The sequence below is a fragment of the Aerococcus sp. Group 1 genome (assembly GCF_000193205.1).
Taxonomy (GTDB): Bacteria; Bacillota; Bacilli; order Lactobacillales; family Aerococcaceae; genus Aerococcus; species Aerococcus urinae_A.
Genome location: NC_015278.1, coordinates 1,485,443 through 1,505,908 on the forward strand (window position 1 = coordinate 1,485,443; position 20,466 = coordinate 1,505,908).

Annotated in this window: 21 protein-coding genes; 2 read left to right on the forward strand and 19 right to left on the reverse strand. The window is 42.6% G+C overall.

The annotated features are described in order from the left end of the window. Positions 1-88: 88 nt before the first annotated feature. From dnaI to HMPREF9243_RS07030, 10 genes are all read right to left on the reverse strand, one after another. Positions 89-1,018: a primosomal protein DnaI gene (gene dnaI / locus HMPREF9243_RS06990; protein WP_013668901.1), complete on the reverse strand. Its 930-nt coding sequence runs from the start codon at positions 1,016-1,018 to the stop codon at positions 89-91. Continuing rightward, on the reverse strand, positions 1,015-1,269 hold the full coding sequence (locus tag HMPREF9243_RS06995) for a hypothetical protein (RefSeq protein WP_013670037.1): 255 nt from the start codon (positions 1,267-1,269) through the stop codon (positions 1,015-1,017). Before HMPREF9243_RS06995 ends, dnaI begins: the two co-directional genes overlap by 4 nt. Continuing rightward, positions 1,230-2,417, reverse strand: coding sequence for a hypothetical protein (locus HMPREF9243_RS07000; RefSeq protein WP_041706155.1), 1,188 nt, complete (start codon positions 2,415-2,417; stop codon positions 1,230-1,232). The genes HMPREF9243_RS06995 and HMPREF9243_RS07000 overlap by 40 nt, the downstream gene beginning before the upstream one ends. Then, positions 2,414-2,935 (reverse strand): transcriptional regulator NrdR, encoded by a 522-nt coding sequence (gene nrdR, locus HMPREF9243_RS07005; RefSeq protein WP_041706156.1) that lies wholly within the window; start codon positions 2,933-2,935, stop codon positions 2,414-2,416. The genes HMPREF9243_RS07000 and nrdR overlap by 4 nt, the downstream gene beginning before the upstream one ends. A gap of 100 nt (positions 2,936-3,035) precedes the next feature. Beyond that, positions 3,036-3,644: a dephospho-CoA kinase gene (gene coaE, locus HMPREF9243_RS07010; protein WP_013669342.1), complete on the reverse strand. Its 609-nt coding sequence runs from the start codon at positions 3,642-3,644 to the stop codon at positions 3,036-3,038. A 13-nt stretch (positions 3,645-3,657) separates the two neighbouring features. After that, positions 3,658-4,248: a DNA-formamidopyrimidine glycosylase gene (mutM, locus tag HMPREF9243_RS07015; protein WP_269208272.1), complete on the reverse strand. Its 591-nt coding sequence runs from the start codon at positions 4,246-4,248 to the stop codon at positions 3,658-3,660. After that, positions 4,203-4,469 (reverse strand): DNA-formamidopyrimidine glycosylase family protein, encoded by a 267-nt coding sequence (locus HMPREF9243_RS10875; RefSeq protein WP_269208273.1) that lies wholly within the window; start codon positions 4,467-4,469, stop codon positions 4,203-4,205. Before HMPREF9243_RS10875 ends, mutM begins: the two co-directional genes overlap by 46 nt. Before the next feature lie 307 nt (positions 4,470-4,776). Beyond that, positions 4,777-7,443, reverse strand: coding sequence for a DNA polymerase I (gene polA, locus HMPREF9243_RS07020; RefSeq protein WP_013669944.1), 2,667 nt, complete (start codon positions 7,441-7,443; stop codon positions 4,777-4,779). A gap of 49 nt (positions 7,444-7,492) precedes the next feature. After that, a complete protein-coding gene (locus HMPREF9243_RS07025; RefSeq protein ID WP_049776777.1) occupies positions 7,493-7,879 on the reverse strand; it encodes a hypothetical protein in 387 nt (128 codons plus the stop codon). Between the two features lie 180 nt (positions 7,880-8,059). Continuing rightward, complete coding sequence (locus tag HMPREF9243_RS07030; RefSeq protein WP_013669773.1) at positions 8,060-9,781, reverse strand: LysM peptidoglycan-binding domain-containing protein; 1,722 nt, start codon at positions 9,779-9,781, stop codon at positions 8,060-8,062. Between the two features lie 170 nt (positions 9,782-9,951). Between HMPREF9243_RS07030 and HMPREF9243_RS07035 the strand changes: the two genes are divergently transcribed. Beyond that, positions 9,952-10,518 carry a class I SAM-dependent methyltransferase gene (locus tag HMPREF9243_RS07035; protein ID WP_013668541.1) on the forward strand — a complete coding sequence of 189 codons (567 nt, stop codon included), beginning with the start codon at positions 9,952-9,954 and terminating at the stop codon, positions 10,516-10,518. A gap of 1 nt (position 10,519) precedes the next feature. Continuing rightward, on the forward strand, positions 10,520-11,308 hold the full coding sequence (locus HMPREF9243_RS07040) for a hypothetical protein (protein ID WP_013670011.1): 789 nt from the start codon (positions 10,520-10,522) through the stop codon (positions 11,306-11,308). Here HMPREF9243_RS07040 and HMPREF9243_RS10965 read toward each other — a convergent pair. The 9 genes from HMPREF9243_RS10965 to rpmG all read right to left on the reverse strand — a co-directional run bounded on the left by HMPREF9243_RS10965 (position 11,280) and on the right by rpmG (position 20,408). Beyond that, on the reverse strand, positions 11,280-11,549 hold the full coding sequence (locus HMPREF9243_RS10965; RefSeq protein WP_315861756.1) for a JAB domain-containing protein: 270 nt from the start codon (positions 11,547-11,549) through the stop codon (positions 11,280-11,282). The genes HMPREF9243_RS07040 and HMPREF9243_RS10965 overlap by 29 nt on opposite strands. Positions 11,550-11,563: 14 nt before the next feature. Next, complete coding sequence (locus tag HMPREF9243_RS10970) at positions 11,564-11,905, reverse strand: UPF0758 domain-containing protein (protein WP_315861757.1); 342 nt, start codon at positions 11,903-11,905, stop codon at positions 11,564-11,566. A 205-nt stretch (positions 11,906-12,110) separates the two neighbouring features. After that, on the reverse strand, positions 12,111-13,919 hold the full coding sequence (glmS, locus tag HMPREF9243_RS07050; RefSeq protein WP_013669358.1) for a glutamine--fructose-6-phosphate transaminase (isomerizing): 1,809 nt from the start codon (positions 13,917-13,919) through the stop codon (positions 12,111-12,113). A 548-nt stretch (positions 13,920-14,467) separates the two neighbouring features. Next, complete coding sequence (locus HMPREF9243_RS07055) at positions 14,468-17,098, reverse strand: valine--tRNA ligase (protein ID WP_041706779.1); 2,631 nt, start codon at positions 17,096-17,098, stop codon at positions 14,468-14,470. Between the two features lie 317 nt (positions 17,099-17,415). Next, positions 17,416-18,042 (reverse strand): DNA-3-methyladenine glycosylase, encoded by a 627-nt coding sequence (locus HMPREF9243_RS07060; protein ID WP_013669465.1) that lies wholly within the window; start codon positions 18,040-18,042, stop codon positions 17,416-17,418. Next, a complete protein-coding gene (locus tag HMPREF9243_RS07065) occupies positions 18,042-18,464 on the reverse strand; it encodes a rhodanese-like domain-containing protein (protein ID WP_013668491.1) in 423 nt (140 codons plus the stop codon). The genes HMPREF9243_RS07060 and HMPREF9243_RS07065 overlap by 1 nt, the downstream gene beginning before the upstream one ends. Positions 18,465-18,467: 3 nt before the next feature. Continuing rightward, positions 18,468-19,433 carry an ROK family protein gene (locus HMPREF9243_RS07070; protein WP_013669495.1) on the reverse strand — a complete coding sequence of 322 codons (966 nt, stop codon included), beginning with the start codon at positions 19,431-19,433 and terminating at the stop codon, positions 18,468-18,470. A gap of 9 nt (positions 19,434-19,442) precedes the next feature. Then, positions 19,443-20,108: a rhomboid family intramembrane serine protease gene (locus HMPREF9243_RS07075; RefSeq protein ID WP_013668529.1), complete on the reverse strand. Its 666-nt coding sequence runs from the start codon at positions 20,106-20,108 to the stop codon at positions 19,443-19,445. Between the two features lie 144 nt (positions 20,109-20,252). Then, the gene (gene rpmG / locus HMPREF9243_RS07080) at positions 20,253-20,408 is read right to left on the reverse strand and encodes a 50S ribosomal protein L33 (RefSeq protein ID WP_013670055.1); all 156 of its coding nucleotides are present in this window, start codon (positions 20,406-20,408) and stop codon (positions 20,253-20,255) included. Between the last annotated feature and the right edge of the window lie 58 nt (positions 20,409-20,466).

Here is a 20,466-nt window from a genome sequence, read left to right on the forward strand (position 1 = left end):
TATATTCAGTCTTCTATCACTGACTTGCTTTAATTAAAGCACTTTTTATGAAACAATTCAAGCTTTTATTTAGGAAAGTGAAGTGACTCTAATCCGAATAGCGACGGTTGCGCCCGGACATAGTTACTTCCTCGCTCAAATAACGAACCCTTTCCATAATCCGCTGCGCCTTGACGGTTTCCGAATCTCCTTGATTAGTATGGGCCAAATGATTTTCTAATTCCTTCATGGAAAAATTAGAAGTGAAAAAGGTAGCCTGGCCTTGACTCATACGGTTCTGCAAGAGAACCCCTAGGACTTCATCACGGACCCAGGCCGAATTACTTTCAGCACCAATATCATCAATCATTAATACTTGGGCGTCTTGGAGGCTCTTGAGTCGCTGGTTAACACGATTATCTTTGATGGCACTCTTGATCTCACTAATAAAAGTAGGATAGTGGAACAAGGTAGTCGTGAAACCATGTTCAGCCAGGTGATTAGCCACAGCTGCCGCTAAAAAGGACTTCCCCACGCCAAACGGACCATGTAAGTAAAGGCCTTGGTGAAATTGCTTGGGCTTAGACTGCATGGCTTCGACAAAATCAATGGCCTTCTCCAAGGCAGCTTGCCGTTTGGGATCGGTCAGGTCAAAGTTTTGGAAGGAGGCTTGCTTTAAATCCTTAGGCATTTCCAGTAAAGTGACCCGTTGCTTCTTCTCCCGCTCTTTTTGGGCGGCGAGGAATTCATCAGTCGCCTGGTATTCAATATCAATATAATTAAAATTCATAATGAGCTTAGGATAGAAATTAGGAAATTTGGGCCTTTTCCCCGCTCTTATCCGTTCTTTTTCTTGAACAAATTCATAGAGTTTCGATATCGAACGGTCAATCGTTTCTTGGTCCAAGTCTTCTTTATGATTATCAATAAATTGTCTAACGTCCGGATCACTCAAGACTTGGGCTTTGGTTTGGTCTAAGCGTTGGCGAAAGTTGCCTTTATTGAGCTCATGGCTGATATCTTCCCCAATATTTCTCATTCGTCTCCCTCCTCACTATTCAATGCCCGAATCCGATCGGCTAAGGCTTGGACACTTTCATGGTCCATTTTTTCCTCCTTATCTGCCGTCTCTTGTTTTTGATTAAACCAAGCGGGCTGTAATTCTTGATAGGTCTTGCGTTTGGTATTTTGCCGCTTATTTTTGCTTTGTCTTTGTTTTTGAATCCGTTTAGTCCGTTTGTTGAGATAGGTCAGCGCCTGTTCCGGACTTTGAATATTTTTTGACTCCAATCATCCACTGTCCGCTCAAAGGTCGACCTGACGATACTTGAACTTTCCTGACTGATCAAATAATAGTGAATCATGATATTCAAGGTCGGGCCATCGATAAGGCCCTTATTCATGACCATCTCTAAGGTTTTTATCTCGTTGGTAGTTAGATAACCGTTTTTTTGTTCTTTGATAGTCTTAGCAAAGGTTAGGGGCGGATAAGCCTTAGCCGCCTTGATCAAGGCTAGGCTAGCTTCATCCTGATTTTCTTTGGGTAAATCCTGACCCTGACTCTTGGTCTGCTGCTTGGCTTGGTCCATTTGATAGTCAGGTCGTTTATTTATCGGTTGGTCCGCCATGGCCTTGATCACTAGGCCTTGGTAGTAATTAATGTCCACTTGGTTGGTTCTTACATTACTTGCCTTAATGGCAAACTGGGACAGGGCAACTTCATCCAAACCATAAAGAGCATGGAGGCTTTGGGTCATCTCCTTAACATCCTGACTGACCGCCCGCTCACTGAGGAAAGACCTTTGTACCAACTCAGTAAAATAAGCCATATCAAAATCACTGACCAGGCTAGTTTTTATAAGGGATTTACTAGGCTTCTTTAACAAGCTTTGCTTTTCGCTTTCAGTCAATTGGCGACTGCTTTGGGACAGATGAAAAACATCCTGAAAAGTCGCTGTGACCTCCTGCCAGTCATTCTCCTGACTATCAGCAATCTTTTCAAAGCTAAAGCGGTCTAATAAGCGATTAAAACGCACTTCCCCCACATGGTCTAAAAGTAAGCTAGTCATTAAGCTATCCTTAAAAAACTGCTCAGAAGAAACCGGTGCTAGCAACTGATAGAGGGCCTGCACTGGGGCTTGACCACTTTGCTGGGTGTAGCTACGTAAGAGGCCAATGGCTTCTAATCGGCGCCTACTTCTGACATAGCGTTCTTTAGAAAAAACCAATTGGTCCATAATTTCCCCATGATTAATTACTTCTGATTGATAAGTCGAACGGTCAATATAGGCATAAAGAGTCATATAGAGAGCAAAGGCTTCAGCCCCAATAATTGGTTGGTAGAGATAGGTTAAGACTTCCAGATCAGCATTGGAAACAATTTGTGTGAGGATAATTTTGAGAGGTTCACGTGGATTTAACTTTTCCCATGGATTCAAGACTGATCTTCCTCCGCGTTATTGGCTTCTAAGTCTAAATTCGTTTGCCCCTCCGCGTTATTTTTTTGCATTTGCTTCAACTGCTCAATTTCTTGCAAAAAGACGGTAGGATCTTCGAAGTGACGGTAGACACTGGCATAGCGAATATAGGCAACTTCATCGATCTTGGGCAAAATATCCATGACCATTTCCCCTATTAGGGTTGAAGGCACCTCGTTTTGTCCTTTTTGCCGAATGTCCGATTCGATATTCTTAACCACTTCTTCTAAGGTCTCTAGGGCGATTGGCCGTTTTTCACAGGACCTCACTAAGCCCCGTAATAATTTTTCTTTGGAAAATTCTTCCCGGGTACCATCCCGCTTGATAACCAGTAAAGGCATCTTTTCTACCCGTTCAAAGGTCGTGAAGCGAAAATCACATTGCGTACATAGGCGTCGCCTTCTTATCGATGTGTTTTCCTCCACAGGCCGACTATCGATTACCTTCGTATTATTATCTTGACATCTGGGGCAGCGCACAATATTCACCTTCCTTGGACATTTTCTAAAATATTTCTTTTATTAATTATAGCACAGTTTAAAGGCGGAAGGATAAGGGGCAAAATCCAGCTTGGTCAGCTTATTTTATGGCTTGAAAGCCTTGGATGCTCAACCAGGCCTCGACTTGCTTTTCCGTTTGCTGGATGCTGCCCTGGTTATCAATCACAATATCTGCCCAGCGGAGTTTCTGTTCAATATTATATTGAGACAGCATGCGGTCAAAGGCCTCGTCTTCACTTAAATTATCCCGGTCCATCAGTCGTTGCAATTGAATGCTTTCTGGAACATAGACCAACATCACCGCATCACAAGCGTCCTGGTACTTGGTCTCATAAAGTAAAGGAATATCCAAAACAATCAATTGATGGCCCTGGTCTTGGTAAGACTGGGCTTGGTCGTTGACCCAGTCATAGATATAAGGCAAGAGCAGTTGATTAAGAGCTTTGAGTTGATCCTTATCTGTAAAGACCACATCCCCTAATTTCTTCCGGTTAAGGGTGCCATTTGGAAAGAGAAAATCCTCTCCAAAATGCTCTTTTATAGCTTGTAAACCCTGTGTTCCCGGCTCAACGACAGCTCGAGCCCCCAGGTCTGCATCCACTACCGGAAAACCAACTTTTTTAAAATAATTACTAACAGTAGATTTTCCCGTAGCAATTGACCCTGTTAATCCTAAGCGAAAAGTCATTCATACACTCCCTTTATTTCTGACAATTGGGACAAAAATGCGTCCCTCGCTGTCCTAACTTAATTTTCTCAATGGTTCTTCCACAATTTAAACAGGCTTGGCCCTGGCGCTGGTAAACCTTGAGATAATTTTGATATTGACCGTCCTCCCCTAAAGTGTTCTGATAGGTCCGCACACTAGAGCCGCCTAAGTCTACCGCTCGATTCAGTATATCTCGCATGGCTTCTAATAGGAGCAAGGTCTCTTGGTCAGTCAACGAATTGGCTGGCCGACCTGGATAAATTTCCGCTTGAAATAGAGATTCATCAGCATAAATATTACCAATGCCGGCAATTTTTTGCTGGTCCAGTATTAATGATTTAATGGGTCGCTTGGATGCCGCTAATATTTTTTGGAATTGATCCAAGTTAATATCCCAGGGTTCTGGACCGAGTTTTAAATTTTTAATAGCTTGGGGCATATCTTGACGAGAAAATAAGGATATCCGACCAAATTTACGCACATCATGATAGCGTAGGTCCCTGCCATCACGCAAGTGACAGATGAGGTGACTATGCTTTAAAATTGGCGTCTGCCTATCGCAGACAAAATACTTGCCTTCCATCCGCAGATGGCTAATCCAGGCGCAATCGCTCCAATAAAAAACAGGTATTTTCCATAACGGTCGACTCGTTCAAAGGTCTCCCCTTGCATGGCTTGGCGAAAGACCTGGGCTGGACAATTAATAATCTTTGCCCATTTTACTTCCACATCCTGTATTTGGGCTTGAGGAAGGACTCTATTAAGCCCCTGTCTCACATTTTCTACTTCAGGTAACTCTGGCATTAACTAGCCTCCTTCATCCCGCTAAAACACTGTTAGCAGTCTAACTTATTCTAATCAAACAATAACCATAAATAAAGTAAAGAGTGCGACGGATGCGCCAAAGGACGAAAACGCTAGGCATACTATATCCTCAGATTCGAACAGCTAAAACAAAAAAACGAAGAGAGAAGCGTATTCAATAGTCTCCCTTCGTTTATGAAAATGCCAGCAAAGCTAATTTTTAAATTAGGTTTTACTCCCTTTATTTGAAGGGCTTTGAACTCCTGTCCCAGCCTATCTTCTCTATTAAAACCTTTCTTAGATTTTCCTACTTGGCATCATACCAAGTGGACCCATAGTTACTATCAACAATTAATGGGACGTCTAAGGAAACTGCATTTTCCATGACGTCTTTAACTAAGGCAGCTAGGTCTTCTAAGTCCTCTTTGGCTACTTCAAAAATTAACTCATCGTGGACTTGGAGGAGGAGATTTGCCTGAAGTTGATGTTCCTTTAAGGCTTGATCCATCTCAACCATGGCTACCTTAATAATATCGGCTGCCGTCCCTTGAATTGGCGAATTCATTGCGGTTCTTTCGGCAAAGGACCTAACATTATAATTTTTAGCCTTTAAGTCAGGAAGGTAGCGACGGCGGTTAAAGAGGGTTTTAGCGTATCCAGCCTCACGGGCGATTTCCACACTCTTATCCATATATTCAGCCACTTTAGGATAAATTTCAAAATATTTATCAATAAAGGCTTTGGCCTCTTGACGAGAAATCGAAAGGTTTTGACTGAGACCATAGTCACTAATCCCGTAAACAATTCCAAAATTGACTGCCTTGGCTTGACGTCTTTCATCCTTACTAATGTCCTTTTCATCTTTATGGAAGACTTTGGCCGCTGTAGCGGTGTGGATATCCTTATTTTCTTTAAAGGCTTCTTGAAGATGAGGGTCACCAGAAACATGGGCAAGGACACGTAATTCAATTTGCGAATAGTCCGATGAGAAAATGACCCAGTCCGGATGAGAAGGCACAAAGGCTTGGCGAATTTTACGCCCCTCTTCGGTACGGATAGGAATATTTTGTAAGTTCGGATCAGCTGAACTTAAGCGTCCGGTAGTGGTTAGGGTTTGAATGAAACGACTGTGTACCTTGCCATCTTGGTGGATATAATCGAGGATCCCTTGAACATAAGTGGATTGAAGCTTAGCTAATTGGCGATAGGCTAGGATCAAATCAATGATGGGCACCCCTTGTAATTTTTCCAATTCAGATTGGGCCGTTGAATAGTTACCAGACTTGGTTTTCTTGCCACCCTTTAGTCCCATATCTTCAAAGAGAACCTTGCTCAGCTGTTGGGTGGAATTAATATTAAATTCAACCCCGGCTTCCCGGTAGATTTCTTCTTGCAGCTGGTCAAGTTGCTCTTCATAAGACTGGGATAAACCTACCAGCCTGCTGCGGTCAACGGAAATCCCCATAATTTCCATTTTAGCTAGAACTTGGGCTAGAGGGAGTTCAATTTTTCGGTAAAGTTCGACCATCTCATCCGCTTCTAGGCGATCTTTAATAATCGGTAGTAGGTCATTAATAACAGATACCTTAGCTACCAGGTGGTCATAAAGACGAGTTTTATCTTCAGGAACCGCCACTTTCTTGCCTTTCCCATAGACTTCACTATCATAGGCTAGATAATCCAAATTGAATTCTCGGGCCACATTAGCCACATCGCCACTTAAATCACGGGCATGGATGAGATAGGAAGCGATAAGGACATCATCACTAACCCCCTCTAAGTCCATCCCCAAGCCTTTTAAGATCACTTGGCTTCGCTTAGCATCATAGAGGACCTTTTTAGCATGGGGATCTTCTATCCAATTTTTAAAAGCTTGGCTTTCCCTCACCAGGTCTGGTGAGGCCAAGTAGATATGATCCTTATTCCCCCAAACAACGTAGATTAACTTCCCTTCATGGTAATTATTCTCGAACATTTCTAGGTAGAGGGCTGTTTGGTCTTGGGTGAAATGCTTAGCCTCAAGTTGGTCAAGGACTTGATAATCAGGGACTTCCCAGCTAGAATCCTCTAATTCAAAGTCAGCGTCAGCCCCAGAGTTAGCTAAGAATTTTTCCATAAATTGCTTGAAGTTCATCTCACGATAAAAGTTAACCAAATCTTGAGCCTGAATGCCTTGGCATTTTAAGTCTGCCAGGGATTTTTCAACTGGAGCATCAAGAATAATTCGGGCTAATTTTTTGGATAAAAAGGCTTGATCCTTATCCTTGACTAAGTTTTCCTTACGTTTTTTCCCGGAGACTTGATCGATATTAGCATAGACCTCTTCCATGGAACCAAATTCCTGGACTAGTTTCAAGGCGGTCTTCTCCCCAATTCCAGTCACACCAGGATAATTATCGGAATTATCGCCCATCAACCCCTTAACATCAATGAGTTGTTCAGGGCTGATTCCTTGGTCTGCTTGGATGGATTGAGGAGTATAGGAATCAATATTAGTCACTCCCTTACGGTTAATATCTACCCTAACCTGGTCCCTAGCCAGTTGAATCAAATCCTTATCGCCAGAGATAATCACGACATCCATACCAGCCTCTGCGCCTCTTTGGGACAGGGTACCAATGATATCATCCGCTTCATAATTAGCTAATTCATAGTGGGCAATACCAAATGCATCCAACAACTTATTAAAATAAGGCATCTGTTCTACAAATTCTTGCGGCGTTTTATCCCTGCCACCCTTGTATTCAGGATAATATGCCGTCCGAAAGGTGGTCTTACCAGCATCCCAAGCCACCAGGGCATGGCTAGGCTTTTCTTTTTCTAAGACGTGGGTCAACATCAAGTGAAAAGCATATAGGGCATTGGTATGTAGGCCTTTATTATTTTTAAAACGATTTAAATCATGCATGGCAAAGAAAGCCCGAAAGGCTAATGATGAGCCATCGAATAGCAATAATTTTTCTTGCTTGGACAAGTTGATTCTCCTTTACAATCTTAATGGTCCATATATTGGGGAAGAACGGTTAGCATGGCATCCATAACATTTTTTCTCCCGTGGTTTCATTATTAGTAATGACATGAATAGTGAGGTAGCCCTTCAATTCATCAACTCTTAAAATTTCAAAATGAAAGGTCAGGGTCACATGATGATAGATGGGATTATTAATCGTAAAATTCAATTCCACCAAATCTGAATGGGGGCCAGGGAATTGACCTGAAACTGTCCGTGTTACGGCTCCAATTAGAGCAATAGGCGGAATCTGGGCGCCCTCCTTACCAGGTAAATAAAGGGGATTATGATCATCCGTTACTCCCATGTAGAGCATGATATCGCGTTCACGAAAAGATTCCGTTGTGGAAAAAGTATCGCCCACTTGAAATCTTCTTTTCTGATTTTGCTTTTCTTCCATTAGCCACCACTCTTCTCCCTTATATTTTAAGTATTTCTTTTATTTTAGCAAAAGCAAGCCCAGTTGACAAAAAGCCTAGCTAGACAAAAATAAAAGCCAATGATTAAAAAGCCTGACCAAACTGGCTAGGTCAGCGATGACTTATAGACAGTGGTCAGACTTTTCAGATATTTTTATATTTTATTGTGGAATAACCAATTGTTGGCCAGGTAAAATCAATGAGTTGGCCTTTAATTGATTGGCTGCCAGTAATTGGTTTAAGGAAACCCCATGGTTAAGTGCAATTCGATATAAGTTATCACCGGCCTTAATTTGATAAGTATTGGCCGCTTGAACTTGACTGACTGGCTTAGGGCTGGCTGGCCTTTGACTAGGAGTTGGTGCACTAGTTGCTTGACTAGCACTTACTCCTGATTTAGCTGTGGGTTGATAAGCAGCTTTAGCCGCTAAATTCAATTTTTGCCCTACATAAATCGCATTAGAAGTTAAGCCGTTCATTTCTTTTAACTGATTCACAGTCAGGCCTTGGTTACGGGCAATGCGGTAGAGTGTGTCCCCAGCTTGGACTTGGTAGACCCCTGCCTGACTACCATTATGACTTGGTCTTGGGTTATTGGCAGATGGGCTATTGTTAGATGGCTTATGACTGCCTTGGCTAGTTTGGTTAGTAAAGACTTGGCCTGGATAAATGAAATTCGAAGTTAAGCCATACTTAGCCTTTAAAGTATCCACAGTCATACCCAAGTGCCGTGCCACTGTCCACAAGCCGTCCCCAGCTTGGACGGTGTAAGACTTGTAGCCTGCATTGCTTTGACCTTGAGATTGCTTATTGGTATTTGTCACTACTGGGCTAGCTGAGTTTTGTTTTTGCCCAGGAGCATAGAGAACCTGACCAGGGTAGATAAAGTTAGAAGTTAAGCCATTAGCAGCTTTAACTGCTTCAATGGTCGTTCCCAAGTTCTTAGCAACCGTCCACAAACCATCGCCAGCTTGGACCCTATAGGATTGTTTGGCAGACTGAGCGGGCTTAGCAGCAGGGCTAGAAGGCCTTACTGGTGAGCCCGTGTTTGCCTTAGCTGGACTGGATGAGCTTGCCCCGGCGTAAAGGACTTGCCCCGGGTAAATCAGGTTGGAACTGAGGCCGTTAGCTAGTTTGACTGCCTCAATACTAGTTCCCAGTTGGCGAGCTACTGTCCATAGGCCGTCACCAGGTCTCACCACATAGGACCGTCCGCCTGGTTGAGCTGTAGGCGTGCTTACTTGGCTGGAATTCGTTTGCTTGTTGCTAAACGTTTTCCCTGGCGTATCGTATTGGCTTAAATTATTCTTAGCGATAATGCTATTTAACTTGCTGCCATAGGAAGTATCAGTTGCATAGCGACCGGTTAACCAAGCCGTGGCATCCTTATAGGAATTAGTGTTACTCTTCCAGGCCCCACTATAGAAATTAGGGTTCCAAGAAGTCCCATTCTTTAATACACCCACATAATCGATGAGGGATTCCCGGTAAGATGGATACATCCGAAAGCCATCATTAATTTGATAATAATTTCCGCGACCATCATCCTCTAGGGTGTTAAAATTAGCCGTTTTCCCTCTATAATTACCCTTGATACCAAAGAGATTATTATAGGGTGCTTGAGATAAGCGGCTAGATCCCCAGCCTGATTCTAAGGCTGCTTGTGCCATCATCACAGAAGCATAAAGGTCATTTTGATTGGCTAAGTCGTAGGCGTAAGGTAAAATTTTATTAAGAAAATTATTACTAGTAGGTGCCAAAGTCGTTGCTTGGACGGGTGTATAGTTTGCCAATGCATCGGCCCCAGCAATAGCAACTACGGAGCTCAATAAAACCGCACTGGTCTTAATAAGTTTCTTGGACTTTTCTTGATGACCTGTCATAATATTAGAAATCCCCTCTCATCATCTAGAATTACTCATTAATAATTATAGTATAAATCGCGAGGAAAAAAATGCCTTTTAACAAAAGATGGGATTCTTAATATTCGTAATAATTTTGTAACATTCCTAGCGTATAATGTAAGCAATTCGATAGAATGCGAGGAAATTTTATGTTAAAAAATGTGATCGAAGTCAGCCATCACATTATCAAAGGACATTTACAAACCGGCATGACCGCCTTAGACGCCACTATTGGCAATGGCCATGACACCTTACTCTTAGCTCAAATCGTTGGCCAGTCAGGCCAGGTTTATGGCTTTGACCTCCAAAAGCAAGCCATCAGAGCCACCCAAGCCCTATTAGAAAAACACCACTGTCAAGAGCAGGTGAGTCTTTACCATGACTCTCACGCTAAAATTTCTCAGTATCTTAAGGCTGATGACTACTTGGACCTGGTTATTTTTAACTTGGGTTACCTCCCTAAGGGAGATAAGAGCATTATTACCAAGCCCGAGTCGACAATCCCAGCTATCGAGTCTAGTCTTTCACGGTTAAATCCTGGCGGAATCCTCTTAGTAGCGGCCTACTTGGGCCATCCTGGGGGAAGAGAAGAAGCTTCGGCGATTCAAGACTTCCTCAGTCAAATCGACCAAGATCAGTATAGCGCTAGTCACTTTGAATTCCTTAACCAAAAGCACCTCCCCCCAAAATTATTTCTTGTCGAGAGGAGATCCTAGTATGAATAGAGTGAAATCCCTGTTAAAAATCTCCCAGCTGTCTTTTTCTTGGACGAATTTTTGTTTTCAATTTTCTTTGCTTTTATTAGCCTTCCTTCCTGGATTAAAAGCCCTCGGGTCAACCGAAATCATCAATTTTTACGGCCTAGGCCTGGCTTTTATCTTTCAATGGCTTAACCAGGAACTCTTTTTACTCTTTAGCTTTGGCGAAAAGCATTCCCTGATCGGCCAGGCTAAGGCTTTACTCTTCATCGAATGTCTATGCTTTATAATCATTTTTTTAGTCGCCTTTTCTTTCGGGTGGTTGGCCCTAGTCCTAAGTATTCTTATCTGGCTTTTAACTCATAGCCATATGATCAGCCAGCAGTGGACCCCTTATCTACCTATCATCGTCTATTCCGGACAATTATTATTAGTGAATAACCTGTTAGAATACTTAAATTTTTCAACTTTTCTTACCGCATTTAGCCTGAGCTATTGGTTGATTTACTTAGGATTTCTGGCCTGTTTGACCCAATTAATAACAAAAGCTAAGAAAAGCTTGGTCCTTTGGGGAGCCTTGTTCCTTATTGTGGCGATCCCAGCCGCCATTTTCTTTAATCAAGACCAAGTCTCACTAGTGGTCGGGCTGATTCTCTTAAGTATTGTCTGTCTCATCAGTAAGCACTACCAAGAAAAAATAACTCCCATGAAAACTAACCCTCTTTGCCCCCAGCAAGAGGGTTTTAGCATCTTAAGATCCCCCCTGAAAGCAGCCTGTATCACAGCAAACCTTGTTCTCTTAAACTGATGAAAGAGCTATGCCCCACCACTAAATGGTCCAAAAGTTCAATCCCTATTATTTTGCCCGCTTCCTTTAATCGGCGAGTGAATTCGATATCTTCTGGGGAGGGTTCTGGATTTCCTGAAGGGTGATTGTGACCTACCATGATCCGGGCCGCCGATACCCTGACCGCCTCTTTATAGATTTCCCGAGGATGGGCCACCGACATATTTAACCCGCCAATAAAGATAATCTGTTTTTTGATCACTTCATTTTTAGTATTTAAGTAAAAACCAAGACCTTCTCCTGATGGCTATCCGCTAATTCACTGAGATAATAGTCCCCTGCTTCCTGACTTGAATGAATGGTTCCCAATTTTATTAACCGAGCTTGGTGTAAACGCTTGGAGAACTCAAAAATAGCCTGGAGTTCCACTGCCTTAGCCTTACCAATGCCTTCAATGGCCAGTAATTCTTCCGTAGCAGCCATTTTCAATTGATATAAGTCTTCAAAATGGTTCAAGAGTTTATGGGCTAACTGGATGGCTGACCCATATTTGCCCCCTGATCGTAAAATAATAGCCAGCAATTCATAAGTTGGCAAACTATTGGCCCCATATTCCATTAAACGCTCCCGCGGTCTAGCCGATTCGGGCAAGGTTTTAATAGGAATACATGTTTTTTACTATCCATATCTAAGCCACCTCCACCCTATATAGCCGCGAAGCCCCATTGAATTCATCAAACAGCGAAGAGTTAAAAACACAAAAAGATCAGAATCCTTAAAATCCTGATCTTCTTTTTTATAAGCTCTTATAAGAAAAATATGTCTATTCTACTGTTACCGATTTAGCCAGATTTCTAGGCTTATCGACATCTAAGCCGCGATCAATGGTCGCATAGTAAGCGAGGAGTTGAGCGGGGATGACTGTAATCAATGGCGTTAATAAATCATGCACATGGGGGAGGACAATTTGGTCCCCTTCTTGGTCTAGTCCTTCCATAGCAATAATTAAATTATGGGCGCCACGTGAGCGTGTCTCTTCCACATTACCACGAGTTAACAGGGCGGTGTTGGCTTGACTAATGATCGCCACAACAGGGACGCCATCTTCGATCAATGAAATGGTACCATGTTTTAATTCTCCAGAAGCAAAACCTTCTGTTTGAATATAAGAGACCTCTTTTAATTTCAAAGCCGCTTCAACAGAAACCGCATAATCTAGGCCACGACCAATATAAAAGGCTGACCTTTGGTCTTTAAAGTAATCGGTTGCCAGTTGATGGAAATAATCCGCTTGTCCAACCACTTCATCCATGGCTTGGGCAGCAATTGATAATTCATGTTTTAAGTCAAAGGGAAGGTCTAAGCCCTTCTTACGGGCAATTTGATCAGCAATGATTGCTAAAACTGTTATTTGTCCAGTATAGGCCTTGGTAGAAGCCACCGCAATTTCAGGGCCAACATGCAAGAGTAAAGTATAGTCAGCCTCCCGTGATAAGGTGGATCCTGGCACATTGGTAATGGTTAAGGAAGGATAACCTTGGGCATTGGTTTGGACTAGGACTTGGCGACTATCCGCTGTTTCCCCTGATTGGGTTAAGTAAATAAAGAAGGGTTTCTCAGGTAAAAGCGGCGGATTATAAGAAAATTCCGAAGCCACATGGACCTCTGTAGGAACCTTAGCAATTCTCTCCAGGAGCACTTTACCAACTAAGCCAGCATGCATACTGGTCCCAGCAGCTACAATAAAGATACGGTCACTAGCAGTAATGGTTTCCAGCAAGTCATGGTCGATACTTAATTGCCCCTTGTCATCTTCATAGGCTTGAATAATCTTACGGATAGCTGCTGGTTGTTCTACAATTTCTTTCTCCATGTAGTAATCAAAGGTGCCTTTTTCTAAATCGTCAGCGTCCAAACTAGCGGTATAAGGCTCTCTGCTTACGACTTCACCCGCTAAATTCTCAATTTTAACTTGGTCTTTGCTTAGGGTGACTAATTCACCATCATGGATTTCAATATATTGGTCAGTATAGGCGATCGAAGCCATGGCATCAGAAGCGATCGTATTAAAGCCTTGTCCTTTGCCAATTAAGAGCGGGCTCTTATTCTTAGCTGCATAAAGGTGGTCTGGATCTTCAGTATCAATCAAACCTAAAGCATAGGACCCTTCTAAGAGGCCAACTGTTTTTCTTAGGGCGCTTGGAGCATCAATACTTTCTTCCCGGCTAAATTTAGCAAGCAATTCCACGACAACTTCAGTATCAGTATCCGAATAAAAATCAACATCAGCTAAATAGTCATTTTTTAAGGCTTGGTAGTTTTCAATCACCCCATTATGAACCAAGGCAAAGCGGCCATCGTGGGATAAATGAGGATGGGCGTTAGGGACTGATGGCACCCCATGGGTCGCCCAACGTGTATGACCTATCCCTAAATGAGCCGGGATAGACAGATCGACTTCTTCGCGTAATTGAGCAATCCGCCCTTTGACTTTAAAGAGGTGTCCATGGTCTTCTTCATCGACCACATAGATTCCCGCTGAGTCATAGCCCCGGTATTCTAGGCGTTCTAAGCCCTTCAAAAGCACCTCTTGAGCCCGCATTTCGCCAATAAATCCTACAATTCCACACATAAATAGTTTCCTCCTAAAAATACCCATCACTTAATGGGCACACTGATATTAACTACTTAAGCACGAGAAAAGGATTTTGTTTCATTTGCTAAAAATGATTTTTGTGCTTTTCTATGGATTGTGCAACCCCTAGGCCACCCGCCGAATCTTCGATAAACCTAGTCCTCGTCACTGAAAAAATCTCTTTAATCAGTCAGGCGCTATCTGTCTGTAACAGATTTTATTAATAACATTTAAGTAGTAATTACATCCTAGGCCATTGTTAAAAGCTTGTCAATATAGGCAGAGCCCCTGTTAACAAAATTAAGTAAAATTTATAAAAAACATTAAAAAAGAACAGATTGTGAGCTGACGACAAAAAAGTGAAACGGTGGAAGAAATATGCGGTGATCCTTGAAAAGGATTGCCAAATATTTCTGAAGCGGACTTCACTTTTGTCAGCAAGCAGCTTATGAAGAATGCGACATAAATTAAGAAAGAGTCTGAGACTTTTGTCCCAGACTCTTTTCAAAATACGAACTATCTAATCAATTAGATAAATTTATCCACTAATTCGTAGCTTTCAAATCAGCCAAACGTTCTTTAGTGGCTTGGTATTTTTGTTGGTAATCCTGGCCTTTTTGCCGCTCTTTCTCTACCAGGTCAGCGGGAGCATTATTAACAAAGCCTTGGTTGGCTAGTTTCTTGTCTACCCGTTCAACTTCACTGGCCCATTTAGCGAGTTCCGCTTCTAAGCGTTGAATTTCTTCATCGATGTCAATGAAACCTGCTAAAGGAAGGTAAATTTCCCCATCACTAAAGAATAAGGTCATGGCTTGGTCAGGAATTTCCGTGTCTAAGGCCATTTCTAATTCACTTGGGTTAGCAAAGCGATTAATGTATTCTTTGTTTTCCTCTAACATGGTCAAAATTTCTTGAGAATTAGCTTTGACATGAATAGCAATTGGCTTGGAAGGTGCGACATTGTTTTCATTCCGTGCCGTACGGATAGAGCGAATAAAGGAAATCAAAGCCTCCATATGGCGAGCAGCTTCTTGGTGGATTTGACTTTCTTCGACTTCAGGATACTTAGCCGTCACAATAGAATTGCCTTGATGAGGAATATGTTGCCAGATTTCTTCGGTAACAAAAGGCATAATGGGGTGAAGTAGGGCTAACATTTGTCCAAGAACATAGCTGAGGACGCTTCTGGTCGTATGTTTGGCGTCTTCATCATCGCCTTGTAAGACTTCCTTACTCATTTCAATATACCAGTCACAGAAGTCATTCCAAATAAAGTGATAGAGGGCCCGACCAGCTTCACCAAATTCAAAGGCATCAAAACGGTCAGTCACCTTGGCAATGGTTTCATTTAAGCGGGTCAAGATCCACTGATCAACAATGGAAGTAACGTTATTTAGATCAATGTCATCATAGGTCATCCCATCCAAGTTCATCAAGGCATAGCGGGAAGCATTCCAGATCTTATTAATAAAGTTCCATGCCGCTTCCAATTTTTCTGGGTAATAACGGATATCTTGACCTGGTGTTGAACCAGTAGCTAAGAACCAACGTAAAGCGTCAGCACCATATTGGTCAACAACATCCATAGGGTCAACCCCGTTACCCAGCGATTTAGACATCTTACGCCCTTGGGAGTCCCGAATCAAACCGTGAATTAAAACGTTTTTAAAAGGCCGCTCTCCGGTGAATTCTAAAGATTGGAAGATCATCCGACTGACCCAGAAGAAAATAATATCATAACCGGTTACCAAGGTATCTGTTGGGAAGTAACGCTTATAGTCGCTAGCCTCTTCATCTGGCCAACCCATGGTAGAGAATGGCCAGAGAGCACTTGAAAACCAGGTATCTAAGACATCAGGATCTTGCACCCAATTTTCTTCATCCTCAGGCGCTTCCATTCCAACATAGACTTCCCCACTATCCTTATGGTACCAGGCCGGAATTTGGTGCCCCCACCAGAGTTGCCGTGAAATGACCCAGTCATGGACATTTTCCATCCAGGAAACAAAGGTTTGCTCGAAACGTGGTGGATAAAAGTCGACACGGTTTTCGGTATTTTGATTGTCTAGGGCTTGCTTAGCTAAGGGAGCCATCTTCACAAACCATTGGGTCGAAAGCCGGGGTTCCACTACAGCGTCAGAGCGTTCGGAATGACCCACACTGTGGACAATCTCTTCAATGTCTACCAAGCTACCATCAGCTTTTAAGTCTTCAACGATGGCTTGACGGCATTCATCCCGGGTCATGCCTTGGTACTTGCCGGCATTTTCGTTCATTGTACCGTCATCATTCATGACGTTAATCCGCTCTAAATGGTGGCGGTTGCCCACTGCAAAGTCATTGGGATCATGGGCTGGGGTGATTTTAACCACACCAGTACCAAAGTCACGGTCGACATAGTCATCACTAATCACAGGAATTTCTCTACCCACAATTGGTAGGATAACGGTCTTACCGATGTAGTCTTGGTAGCGTTCATCATCAGGGTGGACCGCAACGGCTGTGTCCCCTAACAGGGTTTCTGGACGGGTAGTGGCTAGGCGCAAGGAGCCTGACCCATCAGCCAGAGGGTATTCCAAATGATAGAAAGCGCCCTTGTCATCTTTATAGACCACTTCAATATCTGATAAGGCGGTTTGGAAGACCGGGTCCCAATTAATAATGTACTCACCCCGGTAAATAAGACCCTTTTCATACAAGGTCACAAAAACTTTACGTACTGCTTCTGATAAGCCATCATCTAGGGTAAAACGTTCCCGCTTATAGTCCACAGATATCCCCATTTTGGCCCATTGATTACGAATGGTTTGGGCATATTCCTCTTTCCATTCCCAGGTTTTGTCGATGAATTTTTCTCGTCCTAAGTCATAACGGGAGAGATTCTCCTCTTTACGTAACTTTTCTTCGACTTTGGCTTGGGTAGCAATTCCCGCATGGTCCATCCCAGGTAACCACAAGGTATCATAGCCTTGCATGCGTTTTTGGCGGACGATCATGTCTTGGAGAGTCACATCCCAGGCATGGCCGAGGTGGAGTTTACCAGTAACATTGGGTGGAGGAATCACCACGGAATAGGCTTCGACTGAAGTATCTCCATTGGGCTCAAAGACTTTTTCATCGAGCCATTGGTCATAACGGCCTCTTTCTACCTCATTAGGATTATATTTTTTGGGCATATCAATTTCTTGCACTAAAAAGCACCTCTCTTTATGGAATGATTTCTTAAGTTTATTAGAAATAAGTAAAAAGCCCTAGCTTCCTGATTAGGGAAGATAGGGCGCTAAGTGCACGGTGCCACCTATATTTATGACTGGATGATAACGGCATCGACCGGACAGTTCAGTTTGTAAGCAACCATGCCTTTTTCTCTTGATGGCCTCTCACCAAACGCCACTCGCTTCACCGATTCAAAAGCAACCTCTTACGCATTACCTTTACTTATTTTCCATCTAGTTTAACAAGAAAGCTAGGAAAAAGCAATTTAATTTCAATTCTAGGCTAACCAACCATGGTCGGTCTGAGTCCTCCCCTTGGGCGAGGAAACATAGGGATTGCCTTTCACATAGAAGCGTAAGGGTTTATGGGTCCACTCGCCCTTATTGGGAATACCAATACGGGGACCTCGAGCAATCTCTGCTACTGGTCTTGGATCATGGAAATCAATGGACAAGGGGCCTTGTAAAATCGACGTTCCGTAGTCGACTTCCTTATCGACCCCTAAAGCTTGAGATAATTTGCCCGGCCCATTCGTTAAGAGCCTGCGCTGGTCTTGTTTGCGCCGACTCTGCATGAGATCAATACCTTCCACAGGTTCCAAGGCCCGGATCAATACCCCTTGGGGTTCATCTTTACTTTGGGTAATCATATTCACACACCAATGGCCGTGAATATTATAGATATAAAAAATCCCCGCCTCCTGGTAAAAAGCTTCTAAACTAGCGGTCCGCTTGCCACCATAGACATGGGCGGCTCGGTCCTTTTCTCCTAAATAGGCTTCCGTTTCAACAATAATACCACTAGTCACTCCAGCTGAGGACTTTCTTCTTAAACGGCAACCTAATAATTTTTGGGCGATTTCCGGAGTCGATAAATCAGGGTTCTTAAAGAAAAGTTCAGCCATTAGTCAGCCGTTCCTTTAGTTTTACCTTCCCATTCATTGAAGCCGCCCTTTAAGATATAAATGTCTTCATAGCCTTCCTGCTTTAGGACTGAAGCCATCCGCGTGGCAATATTTACCCCATTGTCATAGAGGTAAATCTTTTGGGACCGGTTGAGACCAGGGGCTTTTTTCAATTGACGGACCTCACTATAAGGGATATTACGGGCGCCAAGAATATGGGATGAACGAAATTCTTGGGCTTCCCGAACATCAATAATTTGGGCTTGGTGCATGGTAACTTGAAAATCTGCTTGGTCAATCATACTTGCTGATTGCTTTCTTTTGATCCAAAAATAAGCTTGATAAATCAAGAAAGCTAATAAAGCCACGACTAATAATAGATAAATTAAAGTAAAACCACCAATTGTTTGTGCTAATAACATAAATTACTCCTTACTTTTCTCTCTAACTAAATTGGCCGCACCAATCACTCCCGCATCATTACCCAATTGGGCTAAAGAAATTTTTACTTGCCGGAGATTAGGGCGGTAAGTATATTCTTTAAGAATAGGTGTCATTTTGTCGATCAGATACTGGCCGGCATTAGCTACTCCCCCACCCAAAACAATCTGTTCGGGGTTAAAGATGCAGGTTAACTGGCTCAAACAAAGCGCCAAGGCTTGAAGAGAACGCGCCATCACTTGCTCTGCTAGTTTATCTCCTGCCTTGGCTGCATCTACTATGCTTTTAACATCAACGTCCTCCCCAGCACGGATTTGCTTGGCTAATAATGATTCATAGCGAGGATCCTTGGCATATTCCTTGCTTAAACGCAGAATCCCTGTCGCTGACGCTAAGGTTTCCACACAGCCTCTTGAACCACAAGTACATAGGTAACCATCCACTTCGCTAGTCATGTGACCAATTTCGCCTGCAGAACCTTGGCCAATGAGGAGTTCACCTTGGCTAATGATCCCGCCGCCAACACCAGTTCCCAAGGTGATCAAGATCATATTTTGACTTTTACTTCCTGCACCCTTAGCTAATTCACCTAAAGCAGCGACATTAGCATCATTTTCAATATAAACGGGTAGCTGGCCTAAGCGGGCTTGAAACTGGTCGACGACAGCAATCTCATTGTCCCAACCAAGATTATAAGCCCCAGTTACGGTCCCGCGCTTACGATTAATAGCACCTGGTGATCCCATACCGATTCCAAGACAGTTTTTTAAGTCCAAGTGCTTGGCTTCAACATGTTCTTTAATGGTTTGGGCCAGGTTAGAAATAATGTTAGCCCCGTGGTCAGTGGTATCAGTGGGCAGTTGCCACTGGTCGATTTTTCCTAGGTCCAGACTAAACAAGGCTAGTTTGGCGGTAGTCCCGCCTAAATCAATACCAACAATAAATTCCATGCTTGCCTCCTAATGTATAAACAGGGTGTTAAAAGCCCCATGATTCGCAATAATTATACCAGCTATTACTGAATAAACAAGAATAGATACCAGGATACTGGATAAGCGGTGCTTAGGGTTATTAGTGATAATGAGAGTGGCTAAGAAACCACCGACAATCCCTCCAATATGTCCTGACATATCCACATTAGCCATAAACAAGTTCATAATAATATTCAAAATAATTAAAGTCTGATATTGGTAGCCCATGGCTTGGAAATAACGGTCATGGGGATTGAGATAACGCATGGCCAAAAAGAAAGCAAACAAGCCAAATAGCGCCGTGCTGGCTCCCGCAGAAACGCTGGTTGAAAATTGATAACTGAATAAATTCCCCATAATACCAGAATAGAGGTAGATAAATAAAAAGCGCCAGGAACCAATAATTCCTTCCACTTCACTTCCCAGATACCAAAGAGTGATGGAATTGAATAAGAGGTGAGAAAAACCAATATGGACAAAGATAGGGGTTAGTAAACGCCAATATTGCCCATAAATGGCAATTAAGGCATTCTCCTTAGCTCCAAAAAGCAGAAGGGTTGATGAACTAAGGCTGGATCCAGTAAATTCCATCAGCAGGTAAATGATGATTTGAATAGCTAATAAAGTATAGGTGACATAGGGTTTTCCTCGCATTTGTACCGCCCTCTTCTTGTATTTAAATTAAAACATACCATAACTTTACCATATTTTAGCGATGAAGAAAAAAGCTATTCCTTTAGTTAAAAAAAGAGGCAGCGATCTCTTTCACTACCTCTTTTCAACCCGTTTAAGTACTTATTATTTTTTAACTTCTCTAAATAAGCATACTTTACGTAATTTTGGACTATATTTTTTTAATTCAATACGGTCAGGGTTATTACGACGATTTTTTTCTGTTAAGTAAATGCGTTCGCCCTTAAGTTCCGTATTTTCTAAAAGAATGTTAATACGCATTATTTTCCCTCCATCAGATCAATAATTTATCATAGATTTTTAATCATACCTTAAAAGT